The sequence below is a fragment of the Clostridia bacterium genome, from assembly GCA_026414765.1.
Classification (GTDB): domain Bacteria; phylum Bacillota; class Clostridia; order Acetivibrionales; family DSM-27016; genus SKW86.
This window is the reverse complement of sequence record JAOAIJ010000021.1, coordinates 26,645-47,864: the sequence shown is the minus strand read 5'-3', so window position 1 is coordinate 47,864 and position 21,220 is coordinate 26,645. Positions and strand designations below refer to the sequence as shown.

Here is a 21,220-nt window from a genome sequence, read left to right as displayed (position 1 = left end):
AGATAAGCCTAGTTGATATCTACAGTATAGTAAAGTATTATAGTACTTGTCCCTTCAGTATCCAAGGCAGTACTCTTTAACATAATCGCAGCAGTGACTTTCTTGTTAACGAGTAATTGGTCTGTAATCCAAGTCCCTGTAATATTGCCATTTCCGTCAGGTATCCATGTACTGTTTATCTTGCTATTTCCTATATAAATGTTTTCACTATCAAGTTCTATGGTTTCTCCTGAATTATTTGTGCCATATATTACTACCTTAGAGTTTTGAGATGAACTAGAATATATATCAGAGTATTTAGGCATTACAAACTGTATCTGAACCTTTACTCTGTCTCCAGACCGTTCTATTTCCCTAACTTTTTTAATAGTTGGCAAAGAATATCCGAAATTGACATTGTAGCTTACTTTAGGCTTTAACGCATCATTCATAGAAGTAAGCGCACCATCACTAACTCTTTTCAAATACGCTTTTACTTCATATTTATGGAGATTTATTAGTCTTCCTAACTTGACTCTGATTTTTAGCATCTGAGTTGAATTTGTAAACCTAACGTTTGATAATGTTATTTTTAGCTTGCTGCCATCTGCTGTGTTAGTCACTACAATACCATCTAGTCCTTCCACACTTATGGCTTTTGCAAGCACTTCCAACTCTTCCTTGTTTATTTCACCAGCCTGCGATTTCAAACTCCCTGAATCGCTAATTATAACTGGTTTGAGAGATTTTCTATCAGCACCACTGGCATTCATCCTGTATAAATCAATGTATAATTCATATGTATCCATTCCCGCACCTATCATACCGGCTTCTATAGGTGAGGGTATCCTGACGTCGAAATATGTTTTTATACAATAATCGTTTGTACAGTCAACCTCGATATTTCCAGCACTCATCGAAAGTTCAGGAGCTTTCAGATTTAGTAGAACCGTATTACTGATATTTTTAACTTCATCAAGAGCAGTACTTGTAACAGTCAGCCTTACGTGGTAATTTGATTCTGCTGTAAGTAAAGGAAGCGTATCTGATGTCCATGTTCCAGTAACTCTGCCGGCAGTACTTTTTTGAAGATTTTCAGAGTCCACAACAGTTTCAGCACCATCGGAATCTACCTTATACACTTCTATCCTGTTACTTTCTGCTTTAAATGCAGTATATAAATCAGAGTATTCAGGAATTGTGTAATCTACTGCCAACTTCACACTAGTATCTGTTTTGTCTAAATGCTGAACTCTTGTAATACCGGGTTCTTCATATTTGTAATTGACAATAAAGGAAGCCCTTGGTTTGAGTGCATCGATACAGGTAGTAACTGCTTCATCACTTAATCTTTTCATATATGCTTTAATTTCATACTTTTTGCCATTAATAAGCCTTGCCAGTTTTACATGAAGCTTTAAATTCTCATCCACTGATGAAAATTGGACATTTGATGCTGTCACCTTAAGCCTGTTTCCTTCAATACTGGTCGTCAGTGTTACATCGTCTATTCCTTCAAAATTTATACATTTAGCTATTATTTTATTATCATTCTTGCTTATTTCCGCTGCTTGGCTCTGTATACTTGAAATATCGTTTACCGTTAAAGCATTTATAGTCTGTATATCTGACCCATCTAAATTCATTCCATATATGTCAAAGAATATTTCATATGTGTCATTTGGAGCACTTGCATTATTAGAAACCATTGGCGACGGTATATTTACATCAATAAAAGATTCTACGCAGTAATCCTCTGCACTATCTACTTCAGTGGTACCTGCATCCAGTGTAAATCTGGGGTCATGTAATGGAACAAAAGCAATCAATTCCGCATTTCTTGTTTGATCAAGCGCAGAGCTTGATGTAATTATTCGGGCATAGTACTTATATCTTGAATCTAAAGCCTTTGTCAACCAAGTGCCATTAATCGTGCCCTCTGTCTCTTTGATCAAGTTTGTTGAATCAACTATAGTCTCCAACTCACCATTAGTTCTATAAACTTCAATTCTGTTGCTTTCCGCTTTTCCCAATGAATAGATATCCGAATATTGAGGTATAGAATAAGACAACTCGATTTTTACACTGTTGACAGTCCAGTTGAATTCCTCAAGTTTTGATATTGCCGGATTATTATATCCATAATTAATATCGAAACGTACTTTCGGTTTAAGTTCATCGTTTGTCTCGGATGTTTTGTTATCCCTTAATCTCCTTGTATAAGCACTAACCTCGTACTTATACCCATTTATTAATCTTGCAAGATCTATTCTTAACTTTAATGTTTGACCTGACTTGCTAAATTGTACGTTTCTTGCAATTATCTTTAACCGACTACCTTCAATATAACTTTCAGTGGTAACACCGGTTAATCCCTCTGTCGATAGTAAGCTATCACTTACTAATATTTTATAATCTTTTTCACCTATACTGGAAGCCTGTGATTTCAGGTTTCCTGCTATTATCTTCTCCGGTACCAGTTGCCGCTTATTGCTTCCATCAAGATTTAGCCTGTATAAATCAATATACATTTCATATGTATCAATAGGAGGTGATACGATACTGTCATCTGAAAGCGGAGAAGGAATCTCTACATCTACATATGTCTTTAAACAATAATCTGTCCTGCTATCCACCTGTTCATTGATTGGATCATATGATAAAATAGGCGGATTCAGTGGTACATTAGCAACAGATAGTTTATATTCAGACTTATCTGTATCCCTCTGGTCTCCCTGTGCCTTGGCTTGTATTTCAAATTTATATTCTGTATTTTCCTTCATTTCTCCATTGACTTTCAGTGTATATGTGATGTTTACAGACTCATTTGATGCCAATCGTATTATTTTGGGGTATCCGGAAAAACCAATTACTTCTTGACCGTAATTTTCTATCAGCGTTTTGTTATCTACTATGTATGAGGTTGAAGGAATCAAATTCCACCCATTACCTACAACAGGTGTCAGCATATAGTCTTTCATTTTCCCCCCAAGATTAGTAACAGTTGCTACAAGTGAAATTTCAGTCGGGTTTATGTTCTCCCATGTCTTACCTTCCATTTCACCAAAATCAACTGCAACCTTGGACATCCAGCCAATAAGATTATAGCTGAATTTGTAGTCTTCCACTCCATTGCCGCCACCATTGACAATATCACAAATACCACAGGCAATATCATTTGCAGAAACAATCAACCTGCCATTTCCTAAAGTAGAACATATGATACTTGGTAAGTCCTGTGCCTTGTTTGAAGGATTTATGTTTTTTACAACAACTACTTCATTTTGCGTTCTTTTTACATTTGTAATGTATGCGGTACGCTTTTTATATTCATTTAAATCTCCTAGCTTTGTTACTTCAGTATGTGTTGGTGAATAATTTGTGCCGGAGGTTACTATATCAGTGTTCACTCTGTAGATGTTATCCAGAAGGGGGTGTATACTATTAATATCATCCGGAATCTGGTCATATCTTATTCTATTAGTAGAATCTATGTAATTATTATTAGCAAACCCATAACTGACAAAATTGTTGTTTACAACCAAGCCGTCACAGTTTTCCCACCACATTTGTCCACCCTTGTTTATAAAATTCTGGATTTTTTCCTTATCCGCATTACTCATTGTGATTGTCTTATGAGAAGTTTGAAACAAAACATCATAATCATTGGCCAACTCATCTGCTGAACGTTCGCTTAGCTTTACTTCCCAATATCTGAATTTAGCCTTACGGCTTTCACTCTGGTCGGCTGCATTGGTATCAAGCCCGTTAGCATCACTTTTTGATGTTCCTGCCGGGTTATGCGGATTTATTAGATTCCAGTCCATTGGTTTATTGATGTTTCTGTCTAGTGCATAAAACAATGTATAATCCGGATTTGCATCTGTCTGGTTATTTGCAAACTGAGTACTATCAAAAATCAATATACCCACTTTTACATCTCTTTTCGTAGCTGTTATCCTTGGTGCAGCTATCTTAGTCGAACTTGGTATAAAATTATTCTCATTGCATGCAGAAACATTTGCAAGTAATTGTAAAGCTTCTTCTTTTGTTATTGCCCTTGCAGGATATAAATACTTCTTACCATCTTTTTCGACCCCATTTAGAACATTCTTTTCAAGCGCTAATTCAACAAAATACTTAAATATATCAGTAACTTCGCCTTTATCGGCAAAAGAATTTATTGGGGCACTGCTAAAAAGATAAGGATCCTTGGCAAACACTTTTCCTTTTGCATTATAGTCAAGTCTTTTTGACCCAATCATTGCTATTGCAAATTCTTGTCTGGTGATAATGGCATTTCTCTTTTCCTTATTAAAATAATTATAATAAGCCCTCATATAGTTATATGCCCAAAAGTTAGCAGGTACATCTGCCAATGTTTTCCACGCTGTGATTTGATTTTTTACAGCCAGTGATATTTCCTTTTCCTTCAATGCTGATTTCATTGTGTTGAACATCATCTGAGCTACGTCTGCACCAAGCAGATTGCTTGCTACACTCGTTGCAACACCTTCTGCAAAGCTTGCGGGCATGCATATACCCGAAATTACACAAAGTACCAGCATCACCGCCAACATCTTTTTCATTTTCCTACTACCCACTCAAATCCCCCCTTAATATATTTAAGAACTGCTTATACAAAAGCATTCATTGAGTCTTAATTCAATTACTTTTACAGAATCACCCATTCTGTTGACTGTAACAAAATAATCATATCTGTATAGTTGCTCTTCTCCGCTTATCCCATTAGTTTTTTCTACGGATGCTTCAAAATTTACAATATATTTTTTGTTTTTTTCCGAGTATCCGGGATGCGGCATAATCCTGAAATTTTTTAATGATTTTATGCTGCTCATATTTGACCTAAGTGGAAAAGCTTCGAACTCAAATTTACTCATATATTCGCTGTTTATGTCCATTAAGTCACTTATTTTCCTACCCTTTTCTCCGTTTAGAGCTTCAATCTTTTTTATGCAGTCAAGTAATTTAGCATAATCATTGCTTGTCCATGATAAGTATAATAAATTTGATTTTTCATTATCAACACTTCGTGCGATTCCCTCAAAAAATGACTGTATTACTGTTTTTTCTTCATTGAATACTTTCTCATCATCCCTGTTTATGCTTACATTTCCCATTGGTAAAGCAGATATGCTGAGGTATGGCAAGCGGATGATGAATTCATTATTATGTCGAGATATCCTATTTTTTATTCCCGGTTTCAAATCAGCTTCAGTCATTTTTGATATCTTGTATTCCTTATCCTCTTTTATCACTTCAACGTTATACCTTGCCTGTACCTTTATATAATCTACTTTAGATTCATCAACAGAACCCATTTTTTCATAGACATAACTTTGCGGATTACGTTTAAATACCTTATCAAAGAAGTCATCAGGAATACATTTTGCTCTTAATCCAACCTTTACATAGCAGCTAACAATATCACCTTTTTTCCCTGTACATAACACAAACACTTCAGGACTGCCTTTTTTTCCTTCATTTGCAAGGATTTCGTACCCAATAGCAGTTACTCCATTTAAAGACACATACCTTGGCATATGAATTCCTATTTCCGGATTAGAATCTGCCAGCTTCAAAGTGTGTAACGACATAAAGTTTCTTAATTCATATGGTATATTCCCATTAACACTGCACTGCGTGCTTGTCTCTATAGGAAGTGAATACAGCTTAAGGACATAATCAGAAATCACTTTTTCTATCATTTCGGTGTCCAACTTGCTCACCGCAGAAATCTCCTTTTTTCCAGATTTGATTTTATCTGCAGATACAGCTTTGCCGGCTGAAGAAAAAGGCATAGTACAAGCAGTATTAGTACCCAACAAAACAATACAAATAAAGACAATTAATTTTCTATACAATGCAGTCATCAATTTTCACCTCAAGATTTTAAAGTATGGAACTTAAAGCATTAAAAATCGTGTCCTGAGAACTAAACCTGTTAAATAGTGCTACTCTTCCAGGAAAGGATACTGATGCTGTACCTGAACCTTCAAAGCATATCCCGGCTAAATCGCCGTTATCCATCAGGTTTATTCCTGTACCATCTTCACTGATCTTAGGAATTCTGCACTCAATGTCGGGCATTGTCCCTATATTTTCAGCGGCAGATCCATTAAAGGAACCGTTTACATATCCCCGTCCAGAAGCAATTATAGCTCCATCAATCGAAGCTCCGCCTCTGACCAATACACGTCCCATACTGAAAATAATACCGTTAAAGCTATTTGATATCTCAAGTGTTACCTCAGGATCATTATTAATAATCAAATAATCTTTAGTAATATCTTTTCCTGATAAAATTGCACCTAAATTTTCGCTATGCTCAGTATTTCCTACTGTATCATCGATGTTAACAACATAGTAACTACTGCCTGGAGCAAAAATATTATTAAGCCTACCCTGTAAAAATGTGAAAAGATTATCTCCACCGGTAATATTTCCAGTAGCTGGAGCAGGCTTGTTCAAAATTTTACCCAGTGAGTATTTGTAATCCCTTTTTACAAACTTTTCTGTCAAAGGAAGCAAATGTCCGCCTATTTGTTCCAACATTTCCGATACCATATTGACATATGAACCTCCCCACATAGTGTAGTCCCAATAGTTACTTCCTACACCACTGACATTATCTATGGTATAGCCTGCAAGGTTATTTAGAGGCTTGACTTCCGAAGCACTTATGTCGGATTTATCCATAAAATATAGCACATCATTTGCTGCCATCTCATAGTTGCAATAACCCGTTATTTCTGTTGGAATTGCAGTTATATTGTTGTAATCTCCTGGAGACCTTACGTTATCTATATCAGCTAACCAGGCACCTATATCTGTCTGTTTTGGCCATATCTGTAATAAGTTCCCAAAACCTGTAACATCGCTTCTGTTTGCCCTTAACCAACTATGGTAGTCTGTCCCTCCTAGCCAGTTAAAATTCTTATACATTGCCTGATTTGTTCCAGGGCTCCATCCTATTGAAGCGTCTTCAATTTGTCCCTGTGCGCCCAAGTCAGTATCAAATTTAAAAGTTCCGCCGTTTATCAAAACATCACCATTTATGACAATACGAGATCTTTTTGCTGCTGCAGATCCAGGATAATGAACTACTGCGCTATTTACAATAGCACTTGAATCGTCATGGTGTACAATACCTTTTGAAATGCCAAAGTAGCTTCCGTTTATAGCTATTATAGAATCTTCCCCATTCATTTCCACATCATCGTAAGTATATGCGTTGTTATGTACAACGATCCTGTCATTTTTACCAAAAGCCTGTATACTCTGCGCTATAGCATCTTTTGTTATGTGTATGGCGCTGTTATCATCAATTATCGCACCTGCAACTATATCATCGTACTTACCTGTTCTTATCAGACTCCTGCAGTATACATTACCGTTTATAGTCAGTCTTGAATTCAGCCTGGAATAAATCCCACCATAATAAAACTGTTCTGCCTGACCCGGAACTTCCGGAGAAGTGCCACATACATATACATCTCCTCCAATCCATGCGTTTATCCCATTCATTGTTACAAGGTCACCCAGACTGTAAATAGGAGCATTAAGCTCAAAAACTGTGGGCAGAAATACTTCAAATTCCCTTTGTGCGTACACCGGCTTGATCCCGGAATTATAAATACCTTTCTTAAAATAGCCATTGGCAACTATACCTATAGTAATATTCATTTTTATATTAACAGGTGGAACAAGGCTTTGATTTATTAGCCTTATATCGCTAATGCTGACATCAGCGTTTATACCCTCATCCGTTATTTCTACTCCCCCCGGGATAGTATATTTGAAAGGATCACCCGGATTAACGTATGAAGTATCCAGCGTCTCCTTTATCTTTTCTATTACATTATTGGCAAAATCCATATCTGTCGGTCGTGGAACACCATTAGTAAAAACGGGATTTTCACAGAGCCTGTATATACTATCAAATGCCTTCTCTATTCCTGATTGTGCAGCATAATGTGCAAATTCTATATTCTGTTGGAATTTGCTCGTTTTATAGCTGTATAAAGATGAATTTATTAATGCGGTTCCAAGTATTATCAATACAGTAAGAGTGATAAGTACAGTAGCCAAAGTTGATCCTCTATTATTCATTTTGCCAAAAAACATTCATACTCCCCCAATAAAATTCCCTTAAACTAAAATAAACATTATCCTAATCCTCCAACAAATTAATATCCAGCCTAAGCCTTGCTACAACCCTGTTGTTAGCATCATTTCTAAAGATTGTTACAAGATACTGGCAGGTATTTGGAAATTCAGGGTCATAATTGATAAGAGGCCTTGGACCTCTCTCAAATTCTGCATTAAACGCGTATTTATTATATATATTTCCGTCAGAATCACTAATAATCAGATTTACACCACTATTAAAGCCGGTAGCATCCTCTCGAAGTATAACCCCATCGGCTGTTGCATTATATGCTGTACCGTTAGCAGCAGCATCAAAGGTTTTTATGGGACTATATGCATATTTTACGGCATTGGTCACCGTTTTTTTTACTATCCTGGTTATTGCATTTACTTCAATCTGGTCCTGGGTGAGCTTGGTAACCATTATCGAATTTGTAAATGTCATCATAAGCGGTACCGATAATATTCCCAATACCGCCAGAGAAACCATAACTTCAGTAAGAGTCATTCCTTTTTTGCTGCTATAGAGTTTGTACATTATATCACCCTGTTACTTAACAAATATTTTATCAATAGGGCTTCCTGAGTATATGTTAGATCCATTCTCATTGTACAGATTCACTCTCCTTGAGTTATCCGACAATGTAATATTCAGATTTCTTCCTGAATCATTCACAACAGTTATGTTCATACCTAAACTGTTATTATCCTTTACCGCAGGGAAATCAGCAGATATAGAGATGTTAATATCCCTTGCAGGAACTGTCCCTGAAATTCTCACAGGTTTACCATTGCTATCCCTTGTTTCGATGCTATAAGATGAACTTTTTACAGTAACCCTGATATCACTATTTTCCTTTGTCTTAACACTCAGATACTCACTACTTTTATTGATACCTGAAATATTCAGGTTATCACCTGCTGTAAGGAAACTATTCAGTGAAATCGAAATATCAGAACCTCCTGTATTTCCTGCCAAAGATGAGGCTGTACCTGCTGCTTTTTTTGAAGGTATATAAGGCAGCCCGTTTCCAGATGTATAAGTACTGAATTTATGCCTGCTGTATTCAAATAATTTATCAATCGTTCCTATTTTCATTGCATACAGATTTATTGTCATATCTATCTGGAATAGTTTTTTATCAGAATTTATTTTTTTCTCCAGTTCTGCCATTATTCTTTCAATTTCTTTAATCAGCTCTTTATCATTTATTTGTTTGCCAATATCTTTTGCCAGATCAGGCAGGCCGTTTTTTTGCTGTTTTCCTTTTTCCTTTTTCTCCTCTTCAAAAGGTATCATCTTGAAGTATGAAACCCGTACTTTTTTTGATCCGCACTCAAGATAATTAAGAAGTTCTACTATTTTTGCGTAATCAAGTTTTGTAGAAAAGCTAATTCCGAATTCATAAAATTTTGTTCCCTTAAACCCAGCTTCCTTTTTTGTTTTTTCAGTTTTATCCTTACTGTTTTTCTTATCACTGCTGTCAACAAGGCTTTCAAAGTATGACCTCTCTACGGGCGCCAGTATATTTATTCCTTCAAGGTCTCTGCCTAAAAGGGCAGACAGCTTTTCTATATACTCTATACTATCCGTAATATTGGCCTGATCCATTAATAGATAACCGATTTTTTCATTAGTTATTTTTAAGGCAGAAATCTCATTTTTCTTGTTTTCTATGCTATTTCTGTCATTATCAAGAGCTTGTTTTTGCATGGTAATTTTTATCAGCTGGTCATTCTTTTCAGATATTTTGGGTATTATAGGAATCCAGACAAACTTAACGGCAATCAATACATAAATCAATATTCCTAAAACAACAAGCAGGATTTTTTCTCTTTTTCCAAGGGCCATCCTATTTTCCACCCTTTCTGTCGACATTGAAGGTATATTCAAACCTGCATCTGGAATTTGATTTATCTATTGTTACATTTGCCAACATATTATTTGCACTTAGGAATTCCAGCCTGTCAACATTAATAAGAAATTCGGAGGCCTGTAAGCTGCTCATTGCATTCCCGGTAATTATTACAGAATTTGAATCATATTCTACGCTGTTAATTTCCAATCCCTTAGGTGATACTTTGCTTAAAGATGAAGTAATTTCGTTTACCGGATAACTGTATTTGTCTACGGACTTGATTATTTGCTTTTTGGAATCCAAAGCTGCTTTAGCAGCAATCAATTCTGCATTTATATCTTTTATTTCCTTATATGCCTTATTGCTTAATTGTCTATCTACAGATGCTATGCTTAAATCTACAGCTTTTATGTAAATAATAGGAATCAAAATCAAGACTACCATGATAACTATTGTTAAGGCTGCAATAATAATAGTTTTTGTCGATATGGATACCTTGACTTTTTCCTTGATTTTTTCAGTAGTTTCATTTCCAGGCCTGATTTCCTCAGGCAGAAGATTTATATCCCGCACAGCAGTATGACCTCCTCAGGACATTATTGTTTATACTTAACAGAAAACTCTGTAATTATCGGATTAACTATATTTCTGTTTCTACTTCTGTTTATATTGGTTTTTTGGGGCTGTATCCTCAGAATCAGACTATTGCCGATTCTTTTAAAACTATTATCCATACCTGAAGTATCCAGTTCACCTACTACAGATGTATAAATAACCCCATCCGTACTTGTCTCAAGGGCATTACCCGCAAACCTCCAAAACCTTTCAGTGCCATCATAAAAAGTCAGGTGTAAAATTTTGTTAGGTTCGTCCACTATTACTCCTTGTGCAAATTCAACATCCTTACGTATCAGATGTGTTGCTTCTATTACTTTGTCCTGTTGGCGTATGTATCTTGTTGATGTATTATAGTCCGACGTACAGGATAGAAACACTGAAAGTACTATAGGAGACACAACAACAACTAACGCAAAATATATCATGATTTCAGGGAGCGATATTCCCTTTTTATTGTTTTTCATACGACCTCAAACCAATTATCCAACCCGGTCAAAAAAACCGGGTTGGATGTGTTTATTAAGTTATGTCAATAAGTGGATCAGCATTTACAGGTCTGCATGTAACAGTTTGATCTGCTGCATTTACGGCTAAAGCAAACCCGACATTTCCTGGGCCTTGAGCAGGTATAGTTGCATTACCATCCGGATCTTCCAGATAAGGTCCGCAAGGATCATCAACTGCTCCATCTCCGTCAACATCAAGTGTAACGCCGTTTACTAATGCAGTTATAGCATCAGCAGTATCATCACCATCTGCTACTCCTAGTCCGGAAAGATCCCAGTCATCAGTTTCGGAAATATATGTCTGTATTGCCTTTTCAATATTCTGTGCCTGCTGCATATCCGCTTTCAGCCTACTATTATCCAATACATTACCAAAGGCTACTATACTAATTACAGCAATAATTGCCAGTATCCCCAATACAATCATTAATTCTACCAGTGAAAAACCTTTGTTACTTTTTAATACCTTCTTAGAATCCATTACTTTAAAACCTCCCTTTTCATTTTTATAAAAATTTAGACTTCTCATTCTCTCCCCCCTTTCCTTTATCGCTTTTCATTCAGAAAGTGCTTTATAAACATTGAACATTGGATACAATATGCTTAGTATGATAAATCCAACTACTACAGCCAGCAAAATAATTATTATCGGCTCAAGCAAGGTCGTCAGCTGCTGTGTAGAAGTTTCAACCTCCTGGTCATAAAAATCTGCCGACTTATTCAGCGCAAAATCAAGCTCACCTGATTCCTCTCCGATCCTTACCATAGATATAAGCATTGGAGGAAAATATCCCATACTGCTCAAAGGACTGGTCAAACCTCGCCCTTTCTTAATTTCCTCAATAACAATTTCCATCTTTTCTGAAACTAAAGCATTTCCCAAAACCTTTTGCACAACCTCCAAAGCCTGTATAAGAAGCACTCCGCTTGCCACAAGGGTCCCGAGTGTTCTTGTAAACCTGGCGGTAATTATATATTTTGTTACCCTTCTTATAATTGGCAATTTGATTGACAGCCGGCTAAAAAACATTTTTCCTGTATATGTCCTTGTGAAATATTTTATATAAGCGAAAATCGCAAACAGCAATATAAGCATAATGACCCAGTAGCTCTTAAATATATTGCTTATTTTTATCAGTATCTTAGTCGGCAAAGGCAATTCTGCATTAAATGATACTAAAACCTGCGTAAACTGCGGCAAAACGAAAGTCATCATTACAAAAACCAGAATTACAGCAACAATACATACTATCACTGGATATGTCATAGCACTTTTTATTTTGTGATTTAACTTAAATTCCTTCTCATAGTGGTCAGCCATTCTGATAAAAACTCTATCCAGCTGCCCACTGACCTCTCCTGCTTCAACCATATTGATCAATATTTCGGGAAATATTTCCGCATGCTGTTTCATAGCATTTGTAAGTGATGAACCCTTCTGTATGTTTTCATAAACATCGTTTATACATTCCTTCAATGTCCTATTCTGGGTTTGATCCCGTATTACTTCCAATGCTGCAGATAGCGGCACTCCTGCCTCAATCACTATAGCGAACTGTCTGCAGAAAACAGCCAGGTCTTTTATCTTCACTTTAGGTTTTAAAAAACTTATGGTTGAAATATCAGTAAAAGCATTCTTAACCTTTATCTCTACAGGAGTATACCCCTTTTCCACCAGAAGGCTGATAAGGTCTGATTCGCTGGCTATTTTTGTTTCCCCAGCAAATAGCTTTCCTGATTCATTTTTTGCTTTGTAAGTATATACAGGCATCTATACTTAACCCCCGTATGAAATTTTGTTTTTTATGTGAAATATTTAGTTAGAACATCAGCATTATAGATAAAACAACACTGTTGGAGATAGGCTGTCATGACTTGACGTTTTAGACCCTTACCTTTGCGTCATCAGCTTTCGCCGATTTTGCCCTTTCATATGCTTTTGTACATATTAACATTATTATACATTATTGTGCAATAACTTACAATAAATATATACAAATTTCTTTTATGCAAATACACTTTTATGTTTACTGGTATTTGTACTGAACAAATATTTTGATAATGGTTAATATTATTGGCAGGATAAGCACCTGCAAACAGCATTATTTACCATGTATTACATAGAAATATCTAAAGTGCTATACCCATAGCATTTATGAGGAAGTTTACCCTGTCTGTGTCAAGTCCAGAAGTAAATTCAACACCTTCTACGGATATGCTGTTTATAGGATATACTGGTATACCAAGTGTGTCTTCAAAAAACTCTCTGATACCCTTTAGTTTGGAGCCCCCTCCTATTATGTAGACCTTGCTCAGCTGCTCGCCTGCACATTTCGTCATATAAAACTCTATACACATTTTTATGTTTCTTACAACATCAAGCATTACTGATTTTGCCGCCTCACTGCAGCTCCATTCAAGCTCGTTGTTCGGATCTTTATATCTGACTATACCATAGGACTTTTTATATCTCTCAGCTTTATCCATCTGGTTTTGCTCAAGATTCAGGGCCTTAAAAATCGCCACATCTATATTACTGCTGCCATTTAGCAGCACTCTGTTGAATTCGGGTGTTTTGTCCTTTAATATATTGATAATTGTCGTTTCTGAACCAAGGTCAATCACTGCAAAGGTTTTTGAATTAAGCTTTGAAAGTTTTTGCTTTCTAGCCCAGTTTTCAGGCTCCTTGTGTTCGATGTCCTTCTGAAAAAACTTTGCAACACTGTTAGCCGGAATATCAACTGAAACAGGTTTTAAACCCAGACTTTGAATTATCTCAATATAACTGTTAATAATCTTTTTTGCTACTGCAGTAACAAATATCTTGATTTTCTCTTCATTTCCTTCATTTACAATACCAAGTACCTTGTAATCTACAGAGTGATCATTGAAATTTATAGGCAGGTAGGCTTGTATTTCCTCCCATGCCTTCGTATCAATCTCACTAGCCGGAACTTTGTCTATCATAATTATTCTTGTTATGATATTTGTACCTGACATTACTATTTTAGCTTCCTTAGCGCTTATGTTATGCTCACTCATTACCCTTTTTATTTCAGCAATAACCCTTTCCTTATCCTTTATAGCTCCATTTTTGATACAACCCCTGGGTGTATCTCCTATTCCAAAGTTTACTATGGTGAGGTCGTTATTCTTCTTCTTTCTTATCTGAACTATTTTTATATACCTGAATCCTATATCTATGGTTATTAGGTCATTTGCAAATAGTGATTGAAAAGTAGCCATTTATTTTACCTCCTACTAAATATATCTGCTTTATTATTCTCACTATCCGACAAGCAGTTTCTTAAAATTCTCCTGATCTATGGCATATTGATTGGCACTTTCAAAGCTTATCTGTTTCGCTTTAAATAGTTCTGCTATGCAACTATCCATTGAATGCATGCCAAATTGCGAACCCGTATGAATACTTGTATTAATCTGTGGCGTACGGCCTTCCCTTATAAGGTTCGCAATAGCAGGAGTCCAAACCATTACTTCTGTTGCAACAACTCTGCCTTTTCCATCTGCTTTTTTTATCAATTGCTGTGAAATAACACTTTGAAGCACTGTTGAAAGCTGACTTCTGACTTGCTGCTGCTGGTGCGGCGGAAAAACATCAATTATTCTGTCTATTGTCTTTGCTGCTCCCAGAGTATGAAGTGTTGAAAATACCAAATGCCCGGTTTCTGCAGCTGTCAGTGCTGTTTCTATTGTTTCCTTGTCACGCATTTCTCCTACCAGGATTACGTCTGGATCTTCCCTTAATACCGCTCTCAAAGCGTTTGCGAAGTTATTTGTATCACTGCCTACCTCCCTCTGGTTGATTACACTTTTCTCGTGCTTGTGCAAAAATTCTATAGGGTCTTCTATAGTAACAATATGACACCGTCTTTTACTGTTTATATAGTCAATAATTGCAGCCAATGTTGTAGATTTTCCGCTACCTGTCGGACCTGTTACAAGAACAAGCCCCCTTTGTCTTTCTGCCAGATTGTTTAATATACCCGGGAGTCCCAAATCTCCCAGCTTCGGTGTTTCTGTCGGTATTACCCTGACTGCCAGGGCAAGTGTGCCTCTTTGTTTGAAAACATTAATTCTGAATCTCGCCACTGCAGGCAACATGTAGGATAAATCAATTTCACCCTTATCTTCAAGAATCTCGTAGCTTCTTGATGTAAGGCACTGCTTTGCCAGGTTTTCGCAATCCTGTGGTGTCAGATTTGGCTCGTCCATATAAATCAGATCACCATGTAATCTTATAACCGGTGGAAGTCCTGTACATATATGAAGGTCTGAAGCTTTATACAATATAGTCTTCTCGAGCAAATGATTCAAGTTCATTATATCTACCTCGCTATTTATTCTTTTGCATATGTAACTCTTAACATTTCCTCTACTGAAGTTATACCCGCTTTAACCATCCGGGAACAATTCATTCTTAGCGTCTTCATCCCGTTCTTAGTCGCTGTTTCTTTCAAAATATCGGAAGTAACATTTTTCGATATCAATTCTTTTATCTCGCTGGATATTTCCATTATCTCGTAAATAGCTATTCTGCCTTTATAGCCTGTATTGTTGCAGGCAGGACAGCCTTGGGGCATATATATGCTGACATCTTCACCTTTTTCAATATTGAGAATTTCAGCTTCATTAATACCTGGAGTATATTCCTGTTTGCATTTCAGGCATAATTTTCTTACAAGCCTCTGTGCTATTACCCCTACAATAGATGAAGACATCATAAAGGATTCAATTCCCATATCTATCATCCTGGTAATTGAACTTGCAGCATCATTTGTATGTAATGTGCTCAAAACAAGATGACCTGTAATAGCAGCTCTTGTAGCTATCTCAGCAGTTTCCGAATCACGTATTTCTCCAACCATTATTATGTCGGGGTCCTGCCTCAGGAATGATCTGAGAGCTGATGCAAAAGTCATGCCTGCCTTAACATTTACCTGAACCTGATTAACCCCTCTTACAGTGCATTCAACAGGGTCTTCAACCGTAAGTATATTTATACTTGGCTTACACAGTTCTTTCAGTGCGGTATATAAAGTAGTTGATTTACCACTTCCAGTAGGCCCTGTAACCAATACTATCCCGTGAGGATGCGAAAGAATGGAATCAAACTTCTGAAGATCATCATCAAAGAAGCCCAGTTCTTTTTTAGATATATTAAAACCATCCTTGTCCGCAATTCTGATAACTATCTTTTCTCCAAATATTGTTGGCAACACAGAAACACGGAGATCATAGGGTTTGCCTTCTATTTTGAGAGTCAGTCTTCCATCCTGCGGCACTCTCTTTTCTGCTATATTTAAACCGCTGATTATCTTAACCCTGGCAACAAGAGCAGAAAGAATTTTTCTATCATGCTTCATAGTTTCCATTAATTGTCCATCAACCCTGTATCGGACCATAACACAGTCTTCATACGGTTCAATATGTATATCACTTGCTCCACTGGCTACAGCTTTATTGAAAATAATGTTTACCATCTTCACAATAGGAGCATTCTCTACAGAATTTATATCAAGGGTCTCTTCATTATCTACTTCTTCACTGCTAATCTCTACAGATATTTCTTCTTTTACCTTTTCAAATTCCTTATCAAATTCATCCAGTTTTTTCTTGCTCTCGTTGGTTTTTCTTATTTCCCTTGCCTTTTCAAAATACTTATCCAGTATAGAATTAATCTGCTCTTCATCTCCCAATACCGGCACAATGTCCATACCTGTCGCCAGTCTGAGATCGTCTATGGAAAAGATGTTCATTGGATCACTCATAGCTACTTTCAAGCTGTTTCCAGATATCTCTACAGGCACGAGTGTATATCTTCTGGCTATGTTTTCACTGACAGCTTTTACAACATCTTCGGTTATATTTATACTGTCCAGGTCGATATGAGGCATGTCCAGCTGCATGGCAAGAAACTCATACAATATCTTTCTTGTTATGTAGCCTTGTCTGACAAAAATCTGTCCTATACGCTCTCCCGAACTCTGCTGGATGCTTAAGGCTTCTTCAAGCTGCTCCTTTTGAAGAATGCCTTCATTCACAAACAGTTCCCCGATTCTATTCTTACTAAATATTAAGCTTGTTTCACTTAAGTTTGAATCAGAATCATCCGGTATTTGGTTCTGAATGTTTGAACCAGTTATATTATTGTCAAAACTGCCATAAATCTCGTTAGTATATACAGAATTATTAGAATCGTTTATCGTTTTAGTTCCTCTAGTATGGAATTTCTTAATAAGAGCTTCTATTTCCTCAATATCAGCAAATAGAGGTTTTATCTCCAGAAAGGTTGCCAAACGCAAATCATCTAATGCAAATATATCTGAAGGGTCCTTCATGGCTACTGTAAGTACACCGTCTTCTTCATCAATTGGAATCAATCCGTATCTTGAAGCTATATTCTCGGAAACTTTACAGGGAATGCTCTCATCCTTTATCTCATATACGCTTAAGTCGACAAATTCCACTCCGAAACGTCTAGCTTTAGCAATAAGAATATCAGGTTTTGACACATATTCATTTTCAAGCAGAATTTCTTCAATATCTCTCCTGGTTTCCCTTTGCAACTCCCAGATACTTTTGAATTGAGTAGTGTTTATTTTACCCATTTCAAGAAGTATTTCATCAATACCTTTTGTGCTGATACTTATCACTTTTACTCCCCCTACGAACAAAGTTATGAATTATTCAGCAAGATAATAACATGTTTATCTGATATATGTTTTGTTTAAAATGTTAGTTGAATTTTAGGTTTGTAACTTAGCTCTTTATTGTAATAAACAACAGCATTATTAGTACATTTGTTTTTATATAAAGTATTTTGTTAACTTTTATAGAAATATAAACAATGGAATCGTACTAATATTCTACACACATATCCATATCAATTCAAGTATTTTTTACAAATATACCAGTATTCGACAAATGTTCTCATAAATTTCCACAAATCCGGATTTAATGAACTTTACAAGTTATTCCCCTTTGTCAATACTTAGGTCTACTATTCTTTTTTATGTTAATCACTTTATATGTAATCAAATAAAAAATAAAACACACAAAAGTGTGTTTTATAAAGGAAATCTATGTAATTTGCAACTCTTGATTGATCTACTATCCGCCATCATACCAGCAAAGGCTGAATCTGTCTCCCTTTAAGGGCTTCAATTACAGTTGGTAGTATCATTTCTGTTTTAGCCATCAGAGAGTTACATTTTTTCAAAGGATCATCCTGTCCAAAGGGTACAAAGTAAACATTCTTCATATTTAAAACCGAGCCAATGTTTTTTGCATTGCATCCAAGCCCATCATTAGTAGATATAGCCAGAACCAAAGGTTTTTGATTTCTCAAATGAGCTTTGCATGCCATTGTTACTGTAGTATCCGTTATGGCATTTGCAAGCTTCGAAGCAGTATTTCCGGTACAGGGCGCAACCACCAGTATATCTAGATAACTTTTGGGACCGATAGGCTCGGCATCAACTATAGTTGTTATAATTTCCTTGCCGGTTATACTCCTTAATTCAATTTTCCAATCCTCAGCCTTTCCAAACCTGGTATCAAATCTATCCACAGATTCGGAGATAATAGGATATACTTCAGCCCCCTCGTTTACAATTCTTTTTATCTCAGGTATTACTTTTGCAATAGTACAAAATGAGCCTGTTAACGCAAACCCAACTTTCAGTCCGTTTAATAGCATTTGCTATACCCCCAACTCATCAATTATATTATATACTGTTTCTTTTATAAACTTCGCAGCAGTTACAGGTGCAACCTTGCCAGGTAAAGATAATGCCCATATTGCCTTTAAACCCATTGATTTTGCTCCTTCAAAATCTACACCTCCGGGTTTGGATGCCAAATCAATAATCAACCCCTCAGGTTTGATTTTTTTCAATGCATCAGTATCGAGCAATACGTGGGGTATGGTATTGAATATTACATCCATTTTAGGGAGGTAATCATCAATATGAGTAATAAAAACGGGGTTATAGCTATAACTCTTTATCCATGCTATATCTGAGTATTTTCTGGCTTCTACAAAAACGTTTGCACCTATTCCCTGGAGCATCTTGCCTAAAATCTTTCCTATCCTTCCAAAGCCTAATACCATAGCATTACAATCATGAAGAGTTATCGGCATTTCTTCCATAGCAATCTGAATAGCACCCTCAGCTGTAGGTATTGCATTCAATACTGCCATCTCTTCTCTTTCCAGCAAATCAATAGAATATACATTATAGACTTGTGACTGATGAAGTATCTTCTCACTCAACCTACCTGCGACAAAGAGTTGGTTTTTAGACATTTTTTTCAAAATATCACTTATGTAAATTTTTTCAGTGTTAAAGGGAGCGTTTATTGTTTCGTTGTCATTTGTACAAGGTATAGGTCCGATAACCACATCAGATTCCTCAATAGCATGTAATAGATCCTGGCTTTCTTCCATTCCCAAATCAAAACCCGCGTTGTCATACCCATATATGTAAACTCTGTTACCATCAGCCTGTAATTGATTGGCTAGTTTAACACTTCGTAAGTCGCCTCCGATAACAGTAAATTTCATTTTTCCCATTTACATATCCCCCCGCACTCTCCTAATAGAAACTAGTATATCTTATGTGAATTTTGACAGTAGAGTGCTTGTATTATCCCCTAAAAACGATGCAATAAAAAAGAAAGAACAGGTGCGCACATTAGCACCTGTTCTTTCCAAGAAATCGTTATTTTATTAATTCATGAAATTTGATATCATTTTTCACATTGCCTACCAGTGTAAAACTGGCATTTTTCAAATCCAGGATCCTGTTAATAATAGTCTCTACATTATCCAGGCTGATATTATCAATCTTCTTAAGTATTTCTTCCGGACTATGAATTTTCCCAAGAAGTAACTCTGACTTCCCGATACTGTTCATTCTACTGCTTGTACTCTCAAGACCTAAAATATAGTTACCTTTTAGCTGTTCTCTGGATTTATCTATATCTTCTTTCTTTAAACCATTTTCCTTTAAAGTTCTAATTTCCTGTATGATTAACTCAGTAACCGTATTTATATGTTCAGGGTTCATACCCGCATATATAGTGAACAGTCCCGTATTTTTATAAGAAGACGGATACGAATAAATAGAATATGCGAGGCCTTTTTCTTCCCGTATTTTCTGGAATAGCCTGGAGCTCATCCCCCCGCCGAAAATGTTGTTTATCGCCAGTAATGTGTAAAGGTCATCGTTTCCATGCTCTATACCTTCAAATCCGAGACATACGTGAGCTTGTTCAGTATCTTTCTCTTTTATTTTAAAGCCAGATAGAAATTTGACCTTTTCAAAATCCGTTGTTTTTTTATTTCCAGGTTTCCAACTGCCGAAATATTTCTTTACCGTATCAATAAGTTTTTCATCGTCATAGTTTCCTGCAACAGAGATTACAACATTTGAAGGTATATAGTTATCCTCAATATACTGTTTTATTATATCACGATTAATATTATCCAGACTCTGCTGCCTGCCTAGTATGGGGTATCCCAGTGAATTTCCATCCCACACAGTTTCCGATAGGATATCATGGACAAGTTCTTCAGGCGAATCTTCGTACATGCCTATCTCTTCCAATATTACTCTTCTTTCAACATCAATATCCTTTGCCTCAAATTTGGAATTGAAAAACATGTCTGAAAGTACATCAAATGCTATATCAAAGTGTGTATCCAGAGTTTTAGCATAATAGCATGTACATTCCTTACCTGTAAAAGCATTTAGCTGCCCACCGATGCTATCGATACTCTCGGCGATCTCCTTAGCACTTCTTTTCTCTGTACCTTTAAAAAGCATATGCTCAATAAAGTGTGATATCCCGTTATTATCCTTATTCTCAGTCCTGGACCCGGTTCCAACCCATATTCCTACAGAAACAGACCTGACATGCGGGATTTTTTCACAAACTATTCTTATGCCATTATCCAGTGTTGTCTTCTTAAACATAATCCCTCCGTTTTGAATTGATGTAAAGGGACATTCCCAACCAAAAGTAATATGCTCCCAGTTCAGAAATGCCCCCTCTTAA

15 protein-coding genes and 1 riboswitch are annotated in these 21,220 nt (G+C 36.3%); all 15 genes read right to left on the bottom strand.

The features are described from left to right. Positions 1-8: 8 nt before the first annotated feature. Complete coding sequence (locus N3I35_07905) at positions 9-4,583, bottom strand: hypothetical protein (GenBank protein MCX8130005.1); 4,575 nt, start codon at positions 4,581-4,583, stop codon at positions 9-11. 21 nt (positions 4,584-4,604) lie between these two features. Continuing rightward, positions 4,605-5,873 (bottom strand): hypothetical protein, encoded by a 1,269-nt coding sequence (locus N3I35_07900; GenBank protein MCX8130004.1) that lies wholly within the window; start codon positions 5,871-5,873, stop codon positions 4,605-4,607. Between the two features lie 19 nt (positions 5,874-5,892). Further along, complete coding sequence (locus N3I35_07895) at positions 5,893-8,127, bottom strand: pilus assembly PilX N-terminal domain-containing protein (protein ID MCX8130003.1); 2,235 nt, start codon at positions 8,125-8,127, stop codon at positions 5,893-5,895. Between the two features lie 46 nt (positions 8,128-8,173). After that, positions 8,174-8,689, bottom strand: a complete 516-nt coding sequence (locus N3I35_07890) for a prepilin-type N-terminal cleavage/methylation domain-containing protein (GenBank protein ID MCX8130002.1) — start codon at positions 8,687-8,689, stop codon at positions 8,174-8,176. Between the two features lie 12 nt (positions 8,690-8,701). Further along, entirely contained in the window at positions 8,702-10,003 is a 1,302-nt protein-coding gene (locus N3I35_07885; protein MCX8130001.1) for a hypothetical protein, read from the bottom strand. Position 10,004: 1 nt separating this feature from the next. Next, on the bottom strand, positions 10,005-10,583 hold the full coding sequence (locus N3I35_07880; protein ID MCX8130000.1) for a PilN domain-containing protein: 579 nt from the start codon (positions 10,581-10,583) through the stop codon (positions 10,005-10,007). 23 nt (positions 10,584-10,606) lie between these two features. Then, positions 10,607-11,092 carry a hypothetical protein gene (locus N3I35_07875; protein MCX8129999.1) on the bottom strand — a complete coding sequence of 162 codons (486 nt, stop codon included), beginning with the start codon at positions 11,090-11,092 and terminating at the stop codon, positions 10,607-10,609. A 55-nt stretch (positions 11,093-11,147) separates the two neighbouring features. Then, positions 11,148-11,663 (bottom strand): type II secretion system GspH family protein, encoded by a 516-nt coding sequence (locus N3I35_07870; GenBank protein ID MCX8129998.1) that lies wholly within the window; start codon positions 11,661-11,663, stop codon positions 11,148-11,150. A 27-nt stretch (positions 11,664-11,690) separates the two neighbouring features. Then, complete coding sequence (locus N3I35_07865) at positions 11,691-12,905, bottom strand: type II secretion system F family protein (protein MCX8129997.1); 1,215 nt, start codon at positions 12,903-12,905, stop codon at positions 11,691-11,693. Positions 12,906-12,986: 81 nt separating this feature from the next. Next, positions 12,987-13,070: riboswitch (cyclic di-GMP riboswitch) on the bottom strand. Between the two features lie 194 nt (positions 13,071-13,264). Beyond that, positions 13,265-14,380 carry a type IV pilus assembly protein PilM gene (gene pilM, locus N3I35_07860; protein ID MCX8129996.1) on the bottom strand — a complete coding sequence of 372 codons (1,116 nt, stop codon included), beginning with the start codon at positions 14,378-14,380 and terminating at the stop codon, positions 13,265-13,267. Positions 14,381-14,422: 42 nt separating this feature from the next. Then, positions 14,423-15,478 (bottom strand): type IV pilus twitching motility protein PilT, encoded by a 1,056-nt coding sequence (locus N3I35_07855; protein ID MCX8129995.1) that lies wholly within the window; start codon positions 15,476-15,478, stop codon positions 14,423-14,425. Positions 15,479-15,495: 17 nt separating this feature from the next. Further along, positions 15,496-17,811, bottom strand: a complete 2,316-nt coding sequence (locus tag N3I35_07850; GenBank protein ID MCX8129994.1) for an ATPase, T2SS/T4P/T4SS family — start codon at positions 17,809-17,811, stop codon at positions 15,496-15,498. A 467-nt stretch (positions 17,812-18,278) separates the two neighbouring features. Next, a complete protein-coding gene (locus N3I35_07845; GenBank protein ID MCX8129993.1) occupies positions 18,279-18,857 on the bottom strand; it encodes a dipicolinate synthase subunit B in 579 nt (192 codons plus the stop codon). Positions 18,858-18,860: 3 nt separating this feature from the next. Beyond that, positions 18,861-19,733, bottom strand: a complete 873-nt coding sequence (gene dpsA / locus N3I35_07840; protein MCX8129992.1) for a dipicolinate synthase subunit DpsA — start codon at positions 19,731-19,733, stop codon at positions 18,861-18,863. Between the two features lie 148 nt (positions 19,734-19,881). Further along, on the bottom strand, positions 19,882-21,138 hold the full coding sequence (locus tag N3I35_07835; protein ID MCX8129991.1) for an insulinase family protein: 1,257 nt from the start codon (positions 21,136-21,138) through the stop codon (positions 19,882-19,884). Positions 21,139-21,220 lie beyond the last annotated feature (82 nt).